Origin of the sequence: Streptomyces dioscori (assembly GCF_003024195.1) — a bacterium.
In the GTDB taxonomy this organism is placed as follows: domain Bacteria; phylum Actinomycetota; class Actinomycetes; order Streptomycetales; family Streptomycetaceae; genus Streptomyces; species Streptomyces dioscori.
Genome location: NZ_KZ679049.1, coordinates 234,950 through 250,301, shown reverse-complemented (window position 1 = coordinate 250,301; position 15,352 = coordinate 234,950). Strand labels below are relative to the sequence as shown.

Here is a 15,352-nt window from a genome sequence, read left to right as displayed (position 1 = left end):
GAAAGATCATGTCCCGTGTACAGCTCGCCCTGCGCGTCCCCGACCTCGAAGCCTCGATCGCCTTCTACAGCAAACTGTTCGGCACCGAGCCCGCCAAACTCCGCGACGGCTACGCCAACTTCGTCATCGCCGAGCCCCCGCTCAAGCTCGTCCTCATCGAAGGCACGGCGGGCGAGCACACGCGCATGGACCACCTCGGAGTCGAAGTCGACACCACCGAAGCCGTCCACGCCGCCACCACCCGCCTCAGCGCAGAAGGCCTGATCACCGACGAAGAGAACGACACCACCTGCTGCTATGCACTCCAGGACAAGGTCTGGGTCCACGGCCCCGGCCAAGAACCCTGGGAGGTGTACGTCGTGAAAGCCGACGCAGACTCCCTCGCCAAGCAGCAAGGCAGCAGCTGCTGCACCTCAGGCACGATCGCTTCCGACACGGATGCCAACGCGGGCGAACCTGTCGCCGCCGGTGGCGGCTGCTGCTGATCTGCTGATGACCCACCTGCACACCGACGAGGCCGCGACCGGCGGGCCAACGAGCCGCTCGCGGCCCCGCGCCGCACTGCCCGCACTCTGCGCCACCCAGATCACCAGCTGGGGCATCGTCTACTACGCCTTCCCCGTCCTGCTCCCGCACCTGACAGCGGACACCGGATGGTCCACCAGCGCCGCCACCGCGGCGTTCTCCGCGGCCCTCCTGGTCTCGGCCGTCACCGGCATCCCCATCGGCCGCATCCTCGACCGCCGCGGCCCCCGCACCGTCATGACAACCGGCTCCGTGCTCGCGGTCACGGCCATCCTGACCATCGCCGCAGCCCCGAACTTCTACGTCTTCACAGCCGGATGGCTCCTGGCCGGTTTCGCCATGGCTGCCACCTTCTACCAGCCCGCCTTCGCCGCCGTCACCCGCTGGTGGGGACCCGACCGCGTACGCGCCCTGACCATCGTCACCCTCGCCGGCGGACTCGCCAGCACGATCTTCGCCCCGCTCACCGCCCTGCTCGCGGACCACCTCGGCTGGCGCGCCACCTACGTCGTGCTCGCGGTCATCCTCGCGGCCGTGACGATCCCCGCGCACGCCCTGGCCCTACGAGCCCCCTGGCCACCGGCCCCACCGTCCACACCGGCACCCAACCGCACACCGATCGCCCGCAGCCGCCCCTTCCTGCTCCTGGTCCTGGCCTTCACCTCTTCCGGCTTCGCCATGTACGCCGTCGTCTTCGGCATGGTCCCGCTGATGATCGAACGAGGCGCCAGCCCCTCAACAGCCGCCTGGGCACTGGGCCTCGGAGGAGCCGGCCAAACGCTGGGCCGCACCCTCTACGCCACCCTGACCCGCACCACCAGCGTCACCACTCGCACCGCGGTCCTGTTCACCGCGGGCGGCGCCACCACGACAGCGCTCGCCCTCATCCCCGGCCCGATCCCGCTGCTGATCCTGCTCGCCGTCCTCGCAGGAGTCGTACGCGGCAACCTCACGCTCCTCCAGGCCACCGCGGTCAGCGACCGCTGGGGAACAACGAACTACGGCCGCCTGTCCGGACTCTTGATCGCTCCGGCCACGGTGGCCGCGGCGCTCGCGCCTTGGGCGGGAGCAGCACTGGCGGGACAAATGGGCGGCTACGACGGGCTGTTCCTCACCTTGGCCGTTGGCTCTGTACTTGCGGCTGTGCTGGCGCTAGCCGCAAGACGATAAAAGCCATGTGCGTAGGCATGAACAGTTACATGCACTAGTGGCTCGCGCAACGTGGCCTATGCAATACAAGGTGCAAGTCCACAGCCAAGCAAACTGCCAAGTTAGAAAGCGCGTCAGGCGTACGCTAGTTCTGCCATGCTTGGGTTCTAATCCTCACAGCCAAGGAAGGTAGGTATCGCATGTATCGCCTCCGTTGTAAACGATAAAGCCAAGCGAACCCCTCGACAGGCGAACGTGAGCATCAGGTTTCTCTCCAGGGAAGTGTGTTAGGTGCTTCAACGATGGACGATGCCCCTGGAGCGCTGGCGTCGATCTGCTGTGCAAGTTTTCCCGCGTATATGGTAAGTAGCTGACGAAGGCATGAGTAGTGAGGTCCCGGATCGGAACGGCCGCATAGTTGATGCCAAGTGGTGGCACGACGGGCGGCCCAGTCTCGGCGAATCTCCTCAGGTTGGCGCTCTTCAATTGGGCGCGGAGCGAATAAGTGCTCGCCATGCGTTATGCGAGTCCAGACGAGAATGGAAGCGACCTGACGTTTTCGGTCGTCAAGGATCGGCTGCTTCCCATATTGCACTGGAAGTAGCCGGGACAGCTCATGCCAGGACTTTAGTGGAATAGACCAGTTGCGTAGGGCGGTTCGCCGATGCCGGTAATCAATGAGTGGGATATAAGTACTCAAATCATTCGCTAAAGACTGCAGTGCTGTAGCGAATTCAGCTCTCTCCTCGTTCTCTGGATTCCATGTGTATTTTCCTGTTTCGATGTGTCGGGTGATTTTATCTGCAGGAATGTCGAGGATGTTTGCTGCCTCGCTCGGGGTGCCACCGGTTGCCCATTGGAGTAGTCTCACTGCGGCGATGCGACGGATTGTGCGAGCAGAATTTGGATCGAGCCGTCCGAAGTAATTCACATACCATTCAGGCTCCAGCCAGGCAGGAATATGATAGGGCTTGTAATTGCAGACCGTATGAGGGTCCAGTAACTCTATAGGAGAAAAAGAATATGTGAGCGGTTTCGTGGCCTGCCGCAGACGCTGTGAGCAATGGTTAAGATTCCTGCCTGCGAGACGTTTCCAAGTTCCACCAGAGTTGCGGTCAACAAAGGACGTCTCAAAGTAATGGGTAAGGACATCTGGGAGATCCGCGTCCTCGGAACAAAGTATTCTATCGGCGGCTCTGAAGAGACCAGCGCAAGCTTGGGGTGTAGCTGGTGGTGAATCGAGGGTTCTATAGCTCTGTTTTCCCCAAGGCTGATCGCCGCGGCGCTCTTGCAGCAAGCGAACGTGGGTTTGGACTGCTTTTGTGAGATTACGTGCGACCAGGTGGCGGGAGTGAGGCCAGGAGGTAGCCAAGAGCGCGCAAACAATGCGAAGGTCTGTGAAGTATGCAGAGCTCTCCTCCGTTGTGCGTTCGGAAGTCAAGAAGGAATTGATGTATTTCTGGAAGGCTAGTAAATCCGGACTCAGGAGGGGCGGGTCTACCTGTTTGGTGGTGCTGGCGAGTTGATTTCCGCAGGGCTTTGCTCCCCGCCGCCTTCCCGCTATTGATTGTCGGCATTGAGTGGGGTGAAGTGTTCCATCGCCGCTACGTGCGATTAATGGAGAAGGTTGCCAAGTCGAGTGGGTTGGCTGGAGGCAGCTTGGACATCCGCTCTGCAGGAAGCGATTATGAGCGATGCAGGAAAATATGATCGGTAGATGCCACTCCTTTTTCCAGGGCCCTCCGTGGCGATTCTGAATCTCGCTTCCGTCGCCTGCGAGGCATTGAGGGCAGTAGCGAGATAAATCAGGCGTCAGCCACGGATCAAGTTGAGGTCTAATGTTGTGATGTTGCAATGATGCGCCGAGAGCCGGGTAGCGGATAATCCACGTTCTCATGGTCATGGAGTCAACCTCAACGGGGGCAAGTCGGGTCGTCGCGCAAACCATGTCAATTTCGACGTCGGTGAGTTCAAGTATCAGATTGCGTCGAAGGCGCCCTCCAGTGGGAGCGATATTCAGGCCGATTCTTTGCGCTATGTGGGCGGGTGAAACGCTGAGGCGATGGGATAGGCGTAGCAGATATCCGGTCAGTGTCTCGTCTGTTAGAGGTTCCAAGCTTCGGGGCAATGGCCGCGGGTATCCCACCTTACGCGCCGGCGTCTATAGAAGATGGTCCCTTGTCGTCAAAGCTTCCGTTTCGGTTGCGTGTCCTTCTGCTGCTGGTCGGATTGTGTTTGGGTATTTTGGGTGCTTCACGAGATGTCTGGTCGAAAGAATTACCGAGAATAATGTCGATACCTTCAAGGAGGGACTCCGTCAGGCATTCGGATCCTGAGCTCATCGCTTCCTCACAGCCATCCTCGATCAACCGTTCGAGCAGTCCGACAACTCCGTTGGTGCGCCGGTGAAGATATTCGGGCATTGTGCCGCCAGTTAGCATTTCTGTGGATGCCCTCAGCAGTCTTAGGCATTCCTCTACCCCGGAAAGGTGCTGGACCCACGCAGCTATTTGATCTGGAGTGTCGTAGCGAAATCGATCGAGTTCGACCAGATCGAATCTACGCTCGGTCTGAGTAGCCTGAAGGCCAAATGCTCCCCTGCTCGTAGCGGAGGCGAATGAGACTTGACTGCGTGGCCTATCGAAACGCCCCTCTCTCAGCAGTCCAGAAGAGGGAATGTCTACGCCTACCAGAACGAGCGTGACGTGCATACTCATGAGGGCACGGATCAGGTCGAGAGTATCCTGATCGTCAGCGCGGTGCATGCGAAGCCGGGTGATGTCGTCCAGTACCAGAACACGTGTCCCGTGATCCCTTAGCGACGCAGCAACTTGGTGAACCAGATCTGGCAGATCCATCCGGCTGGTAATCGGTGCGCCGTAGAAGTTCAGGATGGCCTTGCAGGTGCTCTTTGGCTTAGCCGTCACAGGTGTTTGGACATATGCGATCGGCGCAATCAGGTCACGGGTGCCCGGCTGCGCAACGGCAGTTAGCTGACCGAGTCGCTCCCACTCGTCTTGGAATGTCGCTGCGATCTCGCACACGGTCTCTGTCTTGCCCTGTGCTCCTCCTCCGGTGATCATCACGCCGGCCCGAGTTGTGGGCTTCTGTTTGAGCCAGTTGGTCTTCAGTCGAGTGGTGAGCCTCGTAGCGACTTTCCTCGCCATAGGGGTCGCTAGAACGGGCAGATTGGAGTGCGTGGCGGCTCGGTGCAGATCGTGGAGTGCCCGTTTTCGGGGACTCATTAAGCGCCAAGCAGTCGCATCCATCCGCGGAGCGGGCAGGAAGTCGTTTCGAGATTTGCGCCACCGCTCCCACCCTCGCAACGTCTCGCGTGTGGGCGGTGTACGGCCTCCCACGAAACGGGCCAACCAGGCAGCGCTATCCGGCCGTTCTGTCATACGTCCTCAGCTTCCGCCCTCGTGTCGCAGATTGGCTCATCGTCTGCGTCCAGCGCCGCGAATAAATGTCGATGCTGGAGCGTGTCACCGAGGCTGGGCGGTGGCTCCGGCCTACCGGGAACAGCCGCCGTGCGTCGACGATGCATCTCCGACGTGACGGCGCTCTCAGTGGCGCGTGCATCGCGAGCCCAAGTAATGGGAGAGATCTCGGTGCTTGATGACCCGTATGCGAACTCGTCGATGCCCGGTCGGTCAGCACGGGCTGCCGCAGCTTGTGCCGTGCGGCGGGCGTGCCGGGCGCGTGCACCTTTACTCATCGCAGTGGGCCACTCATCTGCTGGAGCTATGCCACCGAGCAGTTCCAACAGGACTGGCAGCAGATCGGCATCACTGTGGGGGCGAATCCCTCTCTGGCGCGCTGCGGTTAGCAGCGTCGCTGCTGTTGTAGAGGAGAAGGCTGGCACATCGTTTTCGTCCGGCAGGCCGTTCCATCGCAGAACGTGCCATATCTCCGCGTCGGTGGGATCCTGAAAGAACGTAGTCCGACGGTCTCGGCGATCGGCATGAGTGACCCACTTGCCTTTGTGTCTGCCGCCACGGCTCGACGGTTTGTTCCAATGCTCGCGCAGAGCAGGGTGGTCTTTTCCGTACCATAGGCCACCAATTTTTACGCCTCGTTGGGCATGGATTTTTACGTAGTGTCGTGGCAGTAATTGGTAATAGAGTCCTGGCTTGGGAATTTGCAGAGCGAACCCGCCCTGGTTCATTGCCGCGGCGAACAACGTGTTCGGGCTGTGTTCCTCGCCTGGGCCCCAGGCCGGTGCGTACTCACCGAGTCTGCGGTTCTGCCACACCTTCACAATCCATGTCGCGATGAGGTGTTCCATTTGGTCCAGTGTCAGAGTCGCGTCCCCCTCGGGGTCGGCGCCCCGATCGGCAACATCGACGCCGGTGTAGCCAGGGAGCACCTCGCATAGCAAACTCCGGCTGCCGCCAAAGGCACGTTCGACGGCTTGCTTGTCGGTGGGCCTTAAGGCGCGAGAGGGGAGAATGTTGCACCCCAACACGCGCTCGGCTTCGACTAAGTGGTGGTTCTTGTAAGGGCCACCGTGATCGGTTGTGACTGTTTCTGGGGCCATGAACGGCAGCGCGGCTGCGCTGTGACCGGCTAGTTGTGATACCACCACTGCAGGCACGCCCGGGTACGGCCACTCCATGTCCTCGCCCCAACCGGCCCGCATCGGCAGCGGCATCGTCATCTCGCGTAGCAGCATCGCCACATCGATAGATGTGTCGGAGATCAATGTGAGGCGGAAAGCGACAAGTGAGTGTGAGTAGCAGTCCATCGCCAGTGTCAGATGAGCTGAGACAGGATCACCGAATACTGCTTCACGGATTTTCACCGGCAGCACTGTGGTATCCAATGCCACTACCTGGCCGGGGCGGTGTATCACCACTCGCGAGGTAGAGGATTCCGTCTGCTGGGCTGAACGGACATAGCGTTGTCGAGCACCGCCGGGCCCAAACCATTCGCGCCAGACCTTTCGCAAGGTGTCGTAACCTGGAACGCTTGCCTCTGATCCGAAGTTTTCACGCATGTACTGATGAATTAGCCGCTCCCGGCTACGCATACTGATTCGGGAGCGGTGCAGGGTTTCTTTCCGTACTGCGAAGATCGCCTCCCGTGCTGCATCTGTAATGCTGGGGCGGCCGCCAGATTTTCGGAGCCATCGGCCATCTGCGCATCCCAGCAGTCCGTCGCGACGCCAAGCTGCCGCCATTCGTCTCAGGGTACGCTCGCTTACCTGCGAAAACCCAAGAGCGGCCGCTTCCTCGCGAGGAAAGGCCTTTAACTCGGCCACCTTCGCGCAACGCCGCTGCCCCACTGTGGTGCGAGCTGGATCGTAGGCCGGCCGCGGTTCACCGGGCTGGGGTCGTGTTGGGTCGCCGGATTTATGTCCGGTTTCAGTCTCCAATAGATGCTCGGCCCTGATCCGAGCTTTGCTCCGTTGTTCCTTGGTCAAGTCCTCCCACGCCAAGGGCTGCCGATCATCGAATCTTGCCGCGGGTGCAGCAGGTAACCCTCGACAATCAGGGTGCTGGACCAGCCAGCGAAACGAGCGCTGTTCTACTTGGCCGTCTTCCCCGAGTAGTAGTATTCGACCGAACTGCGGTTCAATTCCGGTTACCTCGTAATCCATGCCGTCGAAACGCAGCCGACTCCCAACCTGAAGCTGGAGTAACCTTTCTCGGACGGTCATTTCTTACTTTCCTCAGTCGGCCAGATTGGGGAGTCGTCAATAAGAGGACTGTTCATATTCACTCCTAGACGGCGATGCCACACCAGATGCAGGGCGTGTGCCCTAGCCACGGCTGGCAACGAGGTACGTCTTACGAGTTCACCGAAAGTTCTTGACTTGACTACTGCAGCGTTGAGAAGTTCCGTCTGGATTCCCAAAGGATCATCGAGACGGCGCCGCTGAGCCGAAAGTGCATCAAGTACCGACCACACGTACTGTCGCCAACCGGTGACAACCGTGTACCGCCAATGGCAGGAGAACGCCACCTCGGCCGCTGCGGAGAATTTCAACAGGTCTGCCAGTTTACTGATCATTGGGTTGGTTCGTACATCGAACAGCCAGCGAGAGCCGTCCTCCATCACAGCCAGGAAATCGGGTGTGTGCTCGCGGTGTCCATCGGAATGGGCAAAGCGCAGCCGGAATGGCTGGGGCAGGACCTCTTGCACTCGTAGAAAGTCCAGCGTCAGCAGTAGTCGGGCCTCCTCCAGTGACTCGAATCCGTGATGGCGGCCTGTCGATACCAGGAACTGAAGGCCGGGCCGGTGTCGTTGTCGCGCTCGCCATGTGAAGTGGCGCACTGGCTGGGACAGCAGAACGGGCGCCATCGCGAGGTCGCGCACGGGCCAGACGACCTCGTCGCCGTCCAGTCGCCAGGTAGTGCTCCAAGAGCGCGTCCAACCCTCGTCCAACGACAGTCGAGCGCGCACCGAGTCGGACGGCGCATGCGAGGTAATCAGATCTTCCAGACCGCATCGCTCGGACGGCACGACGTCGTGCGCTTCCGTGTCCATGAGGCCAGGACAGCAGCTAGGGGGGTCTGGAGGCCATGCAACGCAGCACTTGTCCGGAAAGTGATTGACCTGGGTCGGTTGAGGCCAGCTATCGATCGGAGGGGCCATCTATCGGTCTTTGTCACAGCAGGTCCCGCCCGGGGAGCCCGAACAAGATTGCATAAACGTGCAGCGAAACGTATAGTCATGCCATCCAAGAGGAGGGTTCCATGGCGGTACGTGCGGCAGTGGCCGGAGCGAGTGGGTACGCGGGCGGGGAACTGCTGCGTCTGCTTCTGGTGCACCCCGAGATCGAGATCGGCGCCCTGACCGGCAACTCCAACGCGGGACAGCGCCTCGGCGCGCTGCAGCCACATCTCTTCCCGCTGGCCGACCGCGTACTCCAGGAGACCACGGCCGAGATCCTCGCGGGGCACGACGTCGTCTTCCTGGCGCTGCCCCACGGGCAGTCCGCCGCCGTGGCCGAGCAGCTCGGCCCGGAGGTCCTGGTCGTCGACATGGGCGCCGACTTCCGGCTGAAGGACGCGGCCGACTGGGAGCGGTTCTACGGCTCCCCGCACGCCGGGACCTGGCCCTACGGCCTCCCCGAGCTGCCCGGCGCCCGCGCGGCGCTGGAGGGGTCGAAGCGCATCGCCGTCCCCGGCTGCTATCCGACGGCCGTCACACTGGCACTCGTCCCCGCCTACGCGGCCGGCCTCGCCGAGAACGAGGCCGTCGTCGTCGCCGCGTCCGGCACGTCCGGCGCCGGCAAGTCCCCCAAGACGCATCTGCTCGGCAGCGAGGTCATGGGGTCCATGTCCCCGTACGGCGTCGGCGGCGGCCACCGGCACACCCCCGAGATGATCCAGAACCTCGGCGCGGTCGCGGACGGGCCCGTCACCGTCTCCTTCACCCCGACCCTCGCCCCGATGTCCCGGGGCATCCTCGCCACCTGCAGCGCCAAGGCGAAGCCCGGCGTCACGGCGGAGTCCGTGCGGGCCGCCTACGAGAAGGCGTACGCGGACGAGCCGTTCGTGCGCCTGCTGCCCGAGGGGCAGTGGCCGGCCACCGCGTCCGTCCACGGTTCCAACGCCGTTCAGGTGCAGGTCGCGTACGACGCCGCCGCGGGGCGCATCATCGCGATCAGCGCCATCGACAACCTCACCAAGGGCACCGCGGGCGGTGCCGTCCAGAGCATGAACATCGCCCTCGGACTCGACGAGGCCACCGGGCTTTCCACGATCGGAGTCGCACCGTGAGTGTCACGGCAGCCAAGGGGTTCACGGCGGCCGGCATCGCCGCCGGGATCAAGGAGAACGGCAACCCCGACCTGGCCCTCGTGGTCAACAACGGACCGCGCCTCGCCGCCGCGGGCGTCTTCACCTCCAACCGAGTGAAGGCCGCGCCGGTGCTGTGGTCCGAGCAGGTCCTCAAGGGCGGTCAGCTGACCGCCGTCGTCCTCAACTCCGGCGGCGCCAACGCCTGTACGGGACCGAAGGGCTTCCAGGACACGCACGCCACCGCCGAGAAGACCGCCGACTCCCTCAACAGCGCGGGGCTCGACGACACGGGCGGTCACTCCCCGGGCTGGATCGCCGTCTGCTCCACGGGCCTCATCGGCATCCTCCTGCCGATGGACAAGGTGCGCCGGGGCATCGACAAGGCCGTCGCCCAGCTCAGCCCGCACGGCGGCGAGAAGGCCGCCATCGCCATCAAGACCACCGACACCGTCCACAAGACCTCGGTCGTGCAGGGCGACGGCTGGACCGTCGGCGGCATGGCCAAGGGCGCGGGCATGCTCGCCCCCGGCCTCGCCACGATGCTCGTCGTCCTCACCACGGACGCCGACGTCGACAGCGACAGCCTGGACAAGGCGCTGCGGGCGGCCACGAAGGTCACCTTCGACCGGGTCGACTCCGACGGCTGCATGTCGACCAACGACACCGTGCTGCTGCTCGCCTCCGGCGCCTCGCAGATCACGCCCGAGTACGCGGAGTTCGCCGAAGCCGTACGGGCCGTCTGCGACGACCTCGGCCAGCAGCTGATCCGGGACGCCGAGGGCGCGGGCAAGGACATCAGGATCGAGGTCGTCAACGCGGCCAGCGAGGACGACGCCGTCGAGGTGGGCCGCTCCATCGCCCGCAACAACCTCCTCAAGTGCGCCATCCACGGCGAGGACCCCAACTGGGGCCGCGTGCTCTCCGCCATCGGCACGACCTCCGCCGCCTTCGAGCCCGACCTGCTGAACGTCGCCATCAACGGCGTCTGGGTCTGCAAGAACGGTTCTGTGGGCGAGGACCGCGACCAGGTCGACATGCGCTACCGCGAGGTCCACATCGTCGCCGACCTCGCCGCGGGCACCGAGACCGCCACTATCTGGACCAACGACCTCACCGCCGAGTACGTCCACGAGAACAGCGCGTACTCGTCATGAGCGCCACCCGTAAGCACACCGCGCTGCCCAAGGCGCAGATCCTCATCGAGGCGCTGCCCTGGCTGACCCGGCACAACGGCAAGACCGTCGTCATCAAGTTCGGCGGCAACGCCATGATCGACGAGGACCTGAAGGCCGCGTTCGCCCAGGACGTGGTGTTCCTGCGCCAGGCCGGGCTCAAGCCCGTGGTCGTGCACGGCGGCGGCCCGCAGATCAGCGCGGCCCTGGACCGGCACGGCATCGTCAGCGAGTTCAAGGCGGGCCTCAGGGTCACCACCGAGGACGCCATGGACGTCGTACGGATGGTGCTCGCCGGACAGGTCCAGCGCGAACTGGTCGGACTGCTCAACCAGCACGGGCCGCTCGCCGTGGGACTCACCGGCGAGGACGCGCACACCATCACCGCCGTCAAGCACCAGCCCGAGATCGACGGGGAACTGGTCGACATCGGGCGGGTGGGCGAGATCACCGCGATCGACACGGGCGCGATCGAGGCACTGCTCGCCGACGGCCGGATCCCGGTCGTCTCCTCGATCGCCCGCAGTCAGGACGACGGACATGTCTACAACGTCAATGCTGATACGGCGGCTGCGGCACTCGCTGCGGCGCTGGGCGCCGAGACACTGATGGTCCTCACCGACGTCGAGGGGCTGTACGAGGACTGGCCCAACTCCGACGAGGTCATCAGCCGGCTCACCGCCAAGGAGCTGGAGAAGCTGCTGCCCGAGCTGGCCAGCGGCATGGTGCCGAAGATGGAGGGCTGTCTGCACGCCGTGCGCAACGGCGTGAACACCGCCCGCGTGATCGACGGCCGGGTCCAGCACTCGATCCTGCTGGAGATCTTCACGGACGAAGGCATCGGCACGATGGTCGTGCCCGATGCGGAGGGGGACGCCGACGCATGACCGCCAACACCGCCAACACCGCCAACACCGCCAACACCGCCAACACCGCCAACACCGCCAATTCTGCCAACGATGAGCTCACCCGGCGCTGGCAGGGCGCGCTCATGGACAACTACGGCACCCCCCGGCTGCCCCTCGTCCGCGGCGCCGGCACCAGGCTGTGGGACGCCGACGGCACGGAGTACCTGGACTTCGTCGGCGGGATCGCGGTCAACGCGCTCGGCCACGCCCACCCGGCGATCGTCGAAGCCGTGAGCCGGCAGATCGCGTCCCTCGGCCACGTCTCCAACCTGTTCGTCGCCGAACCGCCCGTCGCGCTCGCCGAACGGCTCCTCCAGCTCTTCGGACGCGAGGGCCGCGTCTACTTCTGCAACTCGGGTGCCGAGGCCGTCGAGGGCGCCTTCAAGATCGGCCGGCTGACCGGCCGCCCGCACATGGTCGCGACCGACGGCGGCTTCCACGGCCGCACCATGGGCGCGCTCTCGCTCACCGGCCAGCCGGGCAAGCGGGATCCGTTCCTGCCGCTGCCCGGCGACGTCACCCATGTCCCGTACGGGGACCCGCAGGCGCTGGCCGCCGCCGTCACCGAGGACACCGCGCTCGTCGTCATCGAGCCGATCCAGGGCGAGAACGGCGTCGTCGTGCCGCCCCCCGGCTACCTCAAGGCGGCCCGTGCCATCACCGCGGCCACCGGCAGCCTGCTCGTCCTGGACGAGGTGCAGACCGGGGTCGGCAGGACCGGGCACTGGTTCGAGTACCAGGCGCACGAGGGTGTCCTGCCCGACATCGTCACGCTCGCGAAGGGCCTCGGCGGCGGCCTGCCGCTCGGTGCGACGGTCGCCTTCGGACGGGCCGCGCAGTTCCTGAAGCCCGGTCACCACGGCACGACGTTCGGCGGCAACCCCGTCGCCTGCGCCGCGGGGCTCGCCGTACTCGACACGATCGAGTCCGAGGGCCTGCTGGAGAACGTGAAGCGGGCCGGAGAGAAGTTGCGCGAGGGAATCGAGTCCCTCGGACACCCGCTGGTCGACCATGTCCGTGGCTCCGGGCTCCTCCTGGGTATCGTGCTCACCGAGCCGCTCGCGCCCCGAGCGCAACAGGCGGCTCAGGACGCCGGCCTCCTGGTGAACGCGCCCGCCCCCGATGTCGTACGGCTGATGCCGCCCCTGAACATCACCGAGGACGAGGTGGACACGTTCCTCGGGGCCCTCCCCGGTGTTCTCGACACGGTGACCGACCGGACCAACGGGTCCAACGGGGACGGACGAACCGGAGAATGACCGGAGAATGAGACGACGATGACTCAGGCGCAGGATCACGACCACGCGGGACCCGCTGTTCCGCAGACCCGCACCGCACGCCACCGCCGGATCGTGGACATCCTCAACCGGCAGCCGGTGCGCTCGCAGAGCCAGTTGGCGAAGCTGCTCGCGGACGACGGGCTGCACGTCACGCAGGCGACGCTGTCCCGGGACCTGGACGAGCTGAACGCGGTGAAGATCCGCAACAACGACGGCGACCTGATCTACGCGGTGCCGAGCGAGGGGGGTTTCCGGACGCCGCGCGCTCCGCTGGGGGAGTCGGCGAAGGAGGAGCGGATGCGGCGGCTGTCCGCGGAGCTGCTGATCTCCGCGGAGGCTTCGGCGAACCTGGTGGTTCTGCGGACTCCGCCCGGCGCCGCGCAGTTCCTCGCCTCGGCCATCGATCAGGCGGAACTGCAGGACATCCTGGGGACGATCGCGGGTGACGACACGCTGCTGCTGATCAGCCGCGACCCGACGGGCGGGCAGGCCCTGGCGGACCACTTGCTGCGCCTGGCCCAGAACCACCACTGAGGTCTGCGCCGCCCGCCACTTCTCCCCATCTGCGGGTGCGTGGTGGCCGGCCGCGCAGTTCCCCGCGCCCCTGGGAAGCGGGGCTGCGCCCCGGCTTCGCTTGCTCCCCGGCTGCGGGTGCGTGGTGGTTGGCCGCGCAGTTCCCCGCGCCCCTGAAAGCGTGGGGCGGGTCGGCGCTCCAGGATGAAAGACAGGGGCGCAGCCCCCGTCTTTCAGGGGCGCGGGGAACTGCGCGAGCAACCACGACGCAGCCGCACCCGAAAACCGGGGGCTGTGCCCCGTCAGGGCGCGGCCCGTACGCGGCCGCAGGTCGGATCACCCCAACCGGTCGGCCAGACCCCCCGTGCAGCGCACCTCATCCCCCGCGGTGATCAGCAACGCCTCGACGTCCGGCAACGACTCCAACCACGCCAACCCCTCCCGCGACCCCATCGCGAACGCCGCCGTCGCCCACGCGTCCGCCCATGTGATCCGAGGCCCCACGACGGTCACCGCCACCAGATCGGTCACCGCGGAGCGCCCGGTACGCGGATCCACGATGTGCGTACCCCGCTCCGCGGACCCCGACGTGGCCACCGCCAGCCGGTCCACTCCCGCCGCGGACACCACCGCGGCCAGCCCGCCCGGCCGCAACGGGTCGGCCACCCCGACCCGCCAGGGCCGGTGCGGCCCCGGCACGCCGTACATCTGCACGTCACCCCCGCCGTTCACGCTCACCCCGCTCGCCCCGGCCTCCACGAGCAGCAGGGCCGCCCGTTCGACGGACCAGCCCTTCACGATGCCGGTCGGGTCGACGGACCCCGCGTACGTCGAACTGAACCAGCCGTCGCTCAACCGCTCGGCCTCCGCGCACAGTTCGAGGACCTCGGCGACTTCCGGATCGCATTCGTCCACGGTCAGTACCCCCTGCGCCAGCCGGGAGATCTGACTGTCCGGACGGTAGGTGCTGAACACTTCGTCCACCACGTGGAGTTCGGCGACCGCCGCAGCCAACGCGGCCCGTACGGCTTCGGGTTCGCCCCCGCGTACGTCGAAGGAGAAGACCGTCCCCATCACCTCCTCCGCGTGCCGCACGGCAAGGGGCGCCCCCGCGGACTCGGCGGACCCCGCGGACCCGGCAGGTTCAGCGGGTTCAGCCACCGGCCTGGTCCAGGGCCGACTGCAGGGACTCCTTGTAGCCGCCGCTGGTGTAGGTGGCCCCGGACACCGCGTCGATGTCGGCGTTGCCCGCGGCGACCGCCGCCGCGTTCAGCTTCGGCACCGCGTCCGCGCTGATCTGGTCGCTGCGGCCCCCCTTGGGCTGCTGCACGGCCTCGGCCTTGGTGATCTTCCCGCCGGTCACGGTGACCCGTACCTGCACGGGCCCGTAGTCGGTCGTGACGGCCTTGCCGGTGACGGTCTTCGCCTGCGCGGCCCCGGCCCCGGACCCGCTCGCGTCCCCCGAACCACTGCCGCCACCGGTGGTGCCCCCCGTGCCCCCCGTGCCGCTCGCCTCGGCCGAGCCACCGTCGGCCGCACCCGCCGCACCCGCCTTGTCCAGGGCCGACTGGAGCGACTTCTTGTAGCCGCCGCTGGTGTAGGTGGCCCCGGACACGGCGTCGATGTCGGCACTGCCGACCGTGACGGCCGCCTTGTTCAGTTTGGGCACCGCGTCGGTGCTGACCGTCGTACTGCGCCCGCCGGTCGGCGACTGCAGGGCCGCGGCCGAGGTGATCTTCCCGCCGGCCACGGTGATCCGCACCTGGACGTTGCCGTAGTCGGTCTTGACGACGTCACCGGTGAGCGTCTGGGCCTCGGTGCCGCCCGCGGCCTGCACCCCTCCGGAACCTTGCGGCGCGGCCGACGCCTGCTGCTGCGCCGCGCTGTCGGCGGACGCCGCCGCCGGGTCCGACGCGGGCTTCAGCGCCAGCAGCAGGACGATGCCGGACACCGTGGCGGCACCGGCCAGCACGACACGGCGCAGGGGATGGCTCTTCTTCATGGGTCCGGACTCCCGTTCCTCAGGATTCTCAGGATTCGCAAAAGTTCTGAAG

Annotated in this window: 13 protein-coding genes; 7 read left to right on the top strand and 6 right to left on the bottom strand. The window is 65.4% G+C overall.

The genetic code is table 11. The features are described 5' to 3' along the window. Window positions 1-8: 8 nt before the first annotated feature. The gene (locus C6Y14_RS28815) at window positions 9-485 is read left to right on the top strand and encodes an ArsI/CadI family heavy metal resistance metalloenzyme (RefSeq protein WP_107019762.1); all 477 of its coding nucleotides are present in this window, start codon (window positions 9-11) and stop codon (window positions 483-485) included. Between the two features lie 7 nt (window positions 486-492). Further along, window positions 493-1,695, top strand: coding sequence for an MFS transporter (locus C6Y14_RS28810; protein ID WP_107019761.1), 1,203 nt, complete (start codon window positions 493-495; stop codon window positions 1,693-1,695). A gap of 241 nt (window positions 1,696-1,936) precedes the next feature. Here C6Y14_RS28810 and C6Y14_RS45925 read toward each other — a convergent pair whose 3' ends face one another. The 4 genes from C6Y14_RS45925 to C6Y14_RS28790 all read right to left on the bottom strand — a co-directional run bounded on the left by C6Y14_RS45925 (window position 1,937) and on the right by C6Y14_RS28790 (window position 8,166). Next, window positions 1,937-3,820, bottom strand: a complete 1,884-nt coding sequence (locus tag C6Y14_RS45925) for a TniQ family protein (protein WP_107019879.1) — start codon at window positions 3,818-3,820, stop codon at window positions 1,937-1,939. A gap of 1 nt (window position 3,821) precedes the next feature. Beyond that, window positions 3,822-4,841 carry a TniB family NTP-binding protein gene (locus C6Y14_RS28800; RefSeq protein ID WP_199854890.1) on the bottom strand — a complete coding sequence of 340 codons (1,020 nt, stop codon included), beginning with the start codon at window positions 4,839-4,841 and terminating at the stop codon, window positions 3,822-3,824. 230 nt (window positions 4,842-5,071) lie between these two features. Next, entirely contained in the window at window positions 5,072-6,856 is a 1,785-nt protein-coding gene (locus C6Y14_RS28795; protein WP_199854889.1) for a transposase, read from the bottom strand. Between the two features lie 476 nt (window positions 6,857-7,332). Further along, window positions 7,333-8,166, bottom strand: a complete 834-nt coding sequence (locus C6Y14_RS28790) for a hypothetical protein (RefSeq protein ID WP_225891335.1) — start codon at window positions 8,164-8,166, stop codon at window positions 7,333-7,335. A gap of 209 nt (window positions 8,167-8,375) precedes the next feature. On the opposite strand from C6Y14_RS28790, the gene argC reads away from it, so the two are divergent. Genes argC through C6Y14_RS28765 form a run of 5 tightly spaced genes read left to right on the top strand, consistent with a single transcriptional unit; the run spans window position 8,376 to window position 13,319 of the window. After that, a complete protein-coding gene (argC, locus tag C6Y14_RS28785) occupies window positions 8,376-9,404 on the top strand; it encodes an N-acetyl-gamma-glutamyl-phosphate reductase (protein ID WP_107019759.1) in 1,029 nt (342 codons plus the stop codon). Continuing rightward, window positions 9,401-10,579, top strand: a complete 1,179-nt coding sequence (gene argJ, locus C6Y14_RS28780; protein ID WP_107019758.1) for a bifunctional glutamate N-acetyltransferase/amino-acid acetyltransferase ArgJ — start codon at window positions 9,401-9,403, stop codon at window positions 10,577-10,579. The genes argC and argJ overlap by 4 nt, the downstream gene beginning before the upstream one ends. Then, the gene (gene argB, locus C6Y14_RS28775) at window positions 10,576-11,484 is read left to right on the top strand and encodes an acetylglutamate kinase (protein ID WP_107019757.1); all 909 of its coding nucleotides are present in this window, start codon (window positions 10,576-10,578) and stop codon (window positions 11,482-11,484) included. The genes argJ and argB overlap by 4 nt, the downstream gene beginning before the upstream one ends. After that, window positions 11,481-12,764, top strand: coding sequence for an acetylornithine transaminase (locus tag C6Y14_RS28770; RefSeq protein WP_107019756.1), 1,284 nt, complete (start codon window positions 11,481-11,483; stop codon window positions 12,762-12,764). Before argB ends, C6Y14_RS28770 begins: the two co-directional genes overlap by 4 nt. Window positions 12,765-12,782: 18 nt before the next feature. Then, window positions 12,783-13,319, top strand: coding sequence for an arginine repressor (locus C6Y14_RS28765; RefSeq protein ID WP_107019755.1), 537 nt, complete (start codon window positions 12,783-12,785; stop codon window positions 13,317-13,319). Window positions 13,320-13,634: 315 nt separating this feature from the next. On the opposite strand, the gene C6Y14_RS28760 is transcribed toward C6Y14_RS28765, so the two are convergent. Then, a complete protein-coding gene (locus C6Y14_RS28760; protein ID WP_107019754.1) occupies window positions 13,635-14,372 on the bottom strand; it encodes an FAD:protein FMN transferase in 738 nt (245 codons plus the stop codon). Between the two features lie 79 nt (window positions 14,373-14,451). Further along, window positions 14,452-15,300 carry an FMN-binding protein gene (locus C6Y14_RS28755; RefSeq protein ID WP_107019753.1) on the bottom strand — a complete coding sequence of 283 codons (849 nt, stop codon included), beginning with the start codon at window positions 15,298-15,300 and terminating at the stop codon, window positions 14,452-14,454. Window positions 15,301-15,352: the final 52 nt, after the last annotated feature.

Coding starts and splice junctions, on each gene's coding strand:
- C6Y14_RS28815 (WP_107019762.1), top strand. CDS start 9: ATGTCCCGTGTACAGCTCGCCCTGCGCGTCCCCGACCTCGAAGCCTCG.
- C6Y14_RS28810 (WP_107019761.1), top strand. CDS start 493: ATGACCCACCTGCACACCGACGAGGCCGCGACCGGCGGGCCAACGAGC.
- C6Y14_RS28800 (WP_199854890.1), bottom strand. CDS start 4,841: ATGGCGAGGAAAGTCGCTACGAGGCTCACCACTCGACTGAAGACCAAC.
- C6Y14_RS28795 (WP_199854889.1), bottom strand. CDS start 6,856: ATGGCGGCAGCTTGGCGTCGCGACGGACTGCTGGGATGCGCAGATGGC.
- C6Y14_RS28790 (WP_225891335.1), bottom strand. CDS start 8,166: ATGGACACGGAAGCGCACGACGTCGTGCCGTCCGAGCGATGCGGTCTG.
- argC (WP_107019759.1), top strand. CDS start 8,376: ATGGCGGTACGTGCGGCAGTGGCCGGAGCGAGTGGGTACGCGGGCGGG.
- argB (WP_107019757.1), top strand. CDS start 10,576: ATGAGCGCCACCCGTAAGCACACCGCGCTGCCCAAGGCGCAGATCCTC.
- C6Y14_RS28770 (WP_107019756.1), top strand. CDS start 11,481: ATGACCGCCAACACCGCCAACACCGCCAACACCGCCAACACCGCCAAC.
- C6Y14_RS28765 (WP_107019755.1), top strand. CDS start 12,783: ATGACTCAGGCGCAGGATCACGACCACGCGGGACCCGCTGTTCCGCAG.
- C6Y14_RS28760 (WP_107019754.1), bottom strand. CDS start 14,372: ATGGGGACGGTCTTCTCCTTCGACGTACGCGGGGGCGAACCCGAAGCC.
- C6Y14_RS28755 (WP_107019753.1), bottom strand. CDS start 15,300: ATGAAGAAGAGCCATCCCCTGCGCCGTGTCGTGCTGGCCGGTGCCGCC.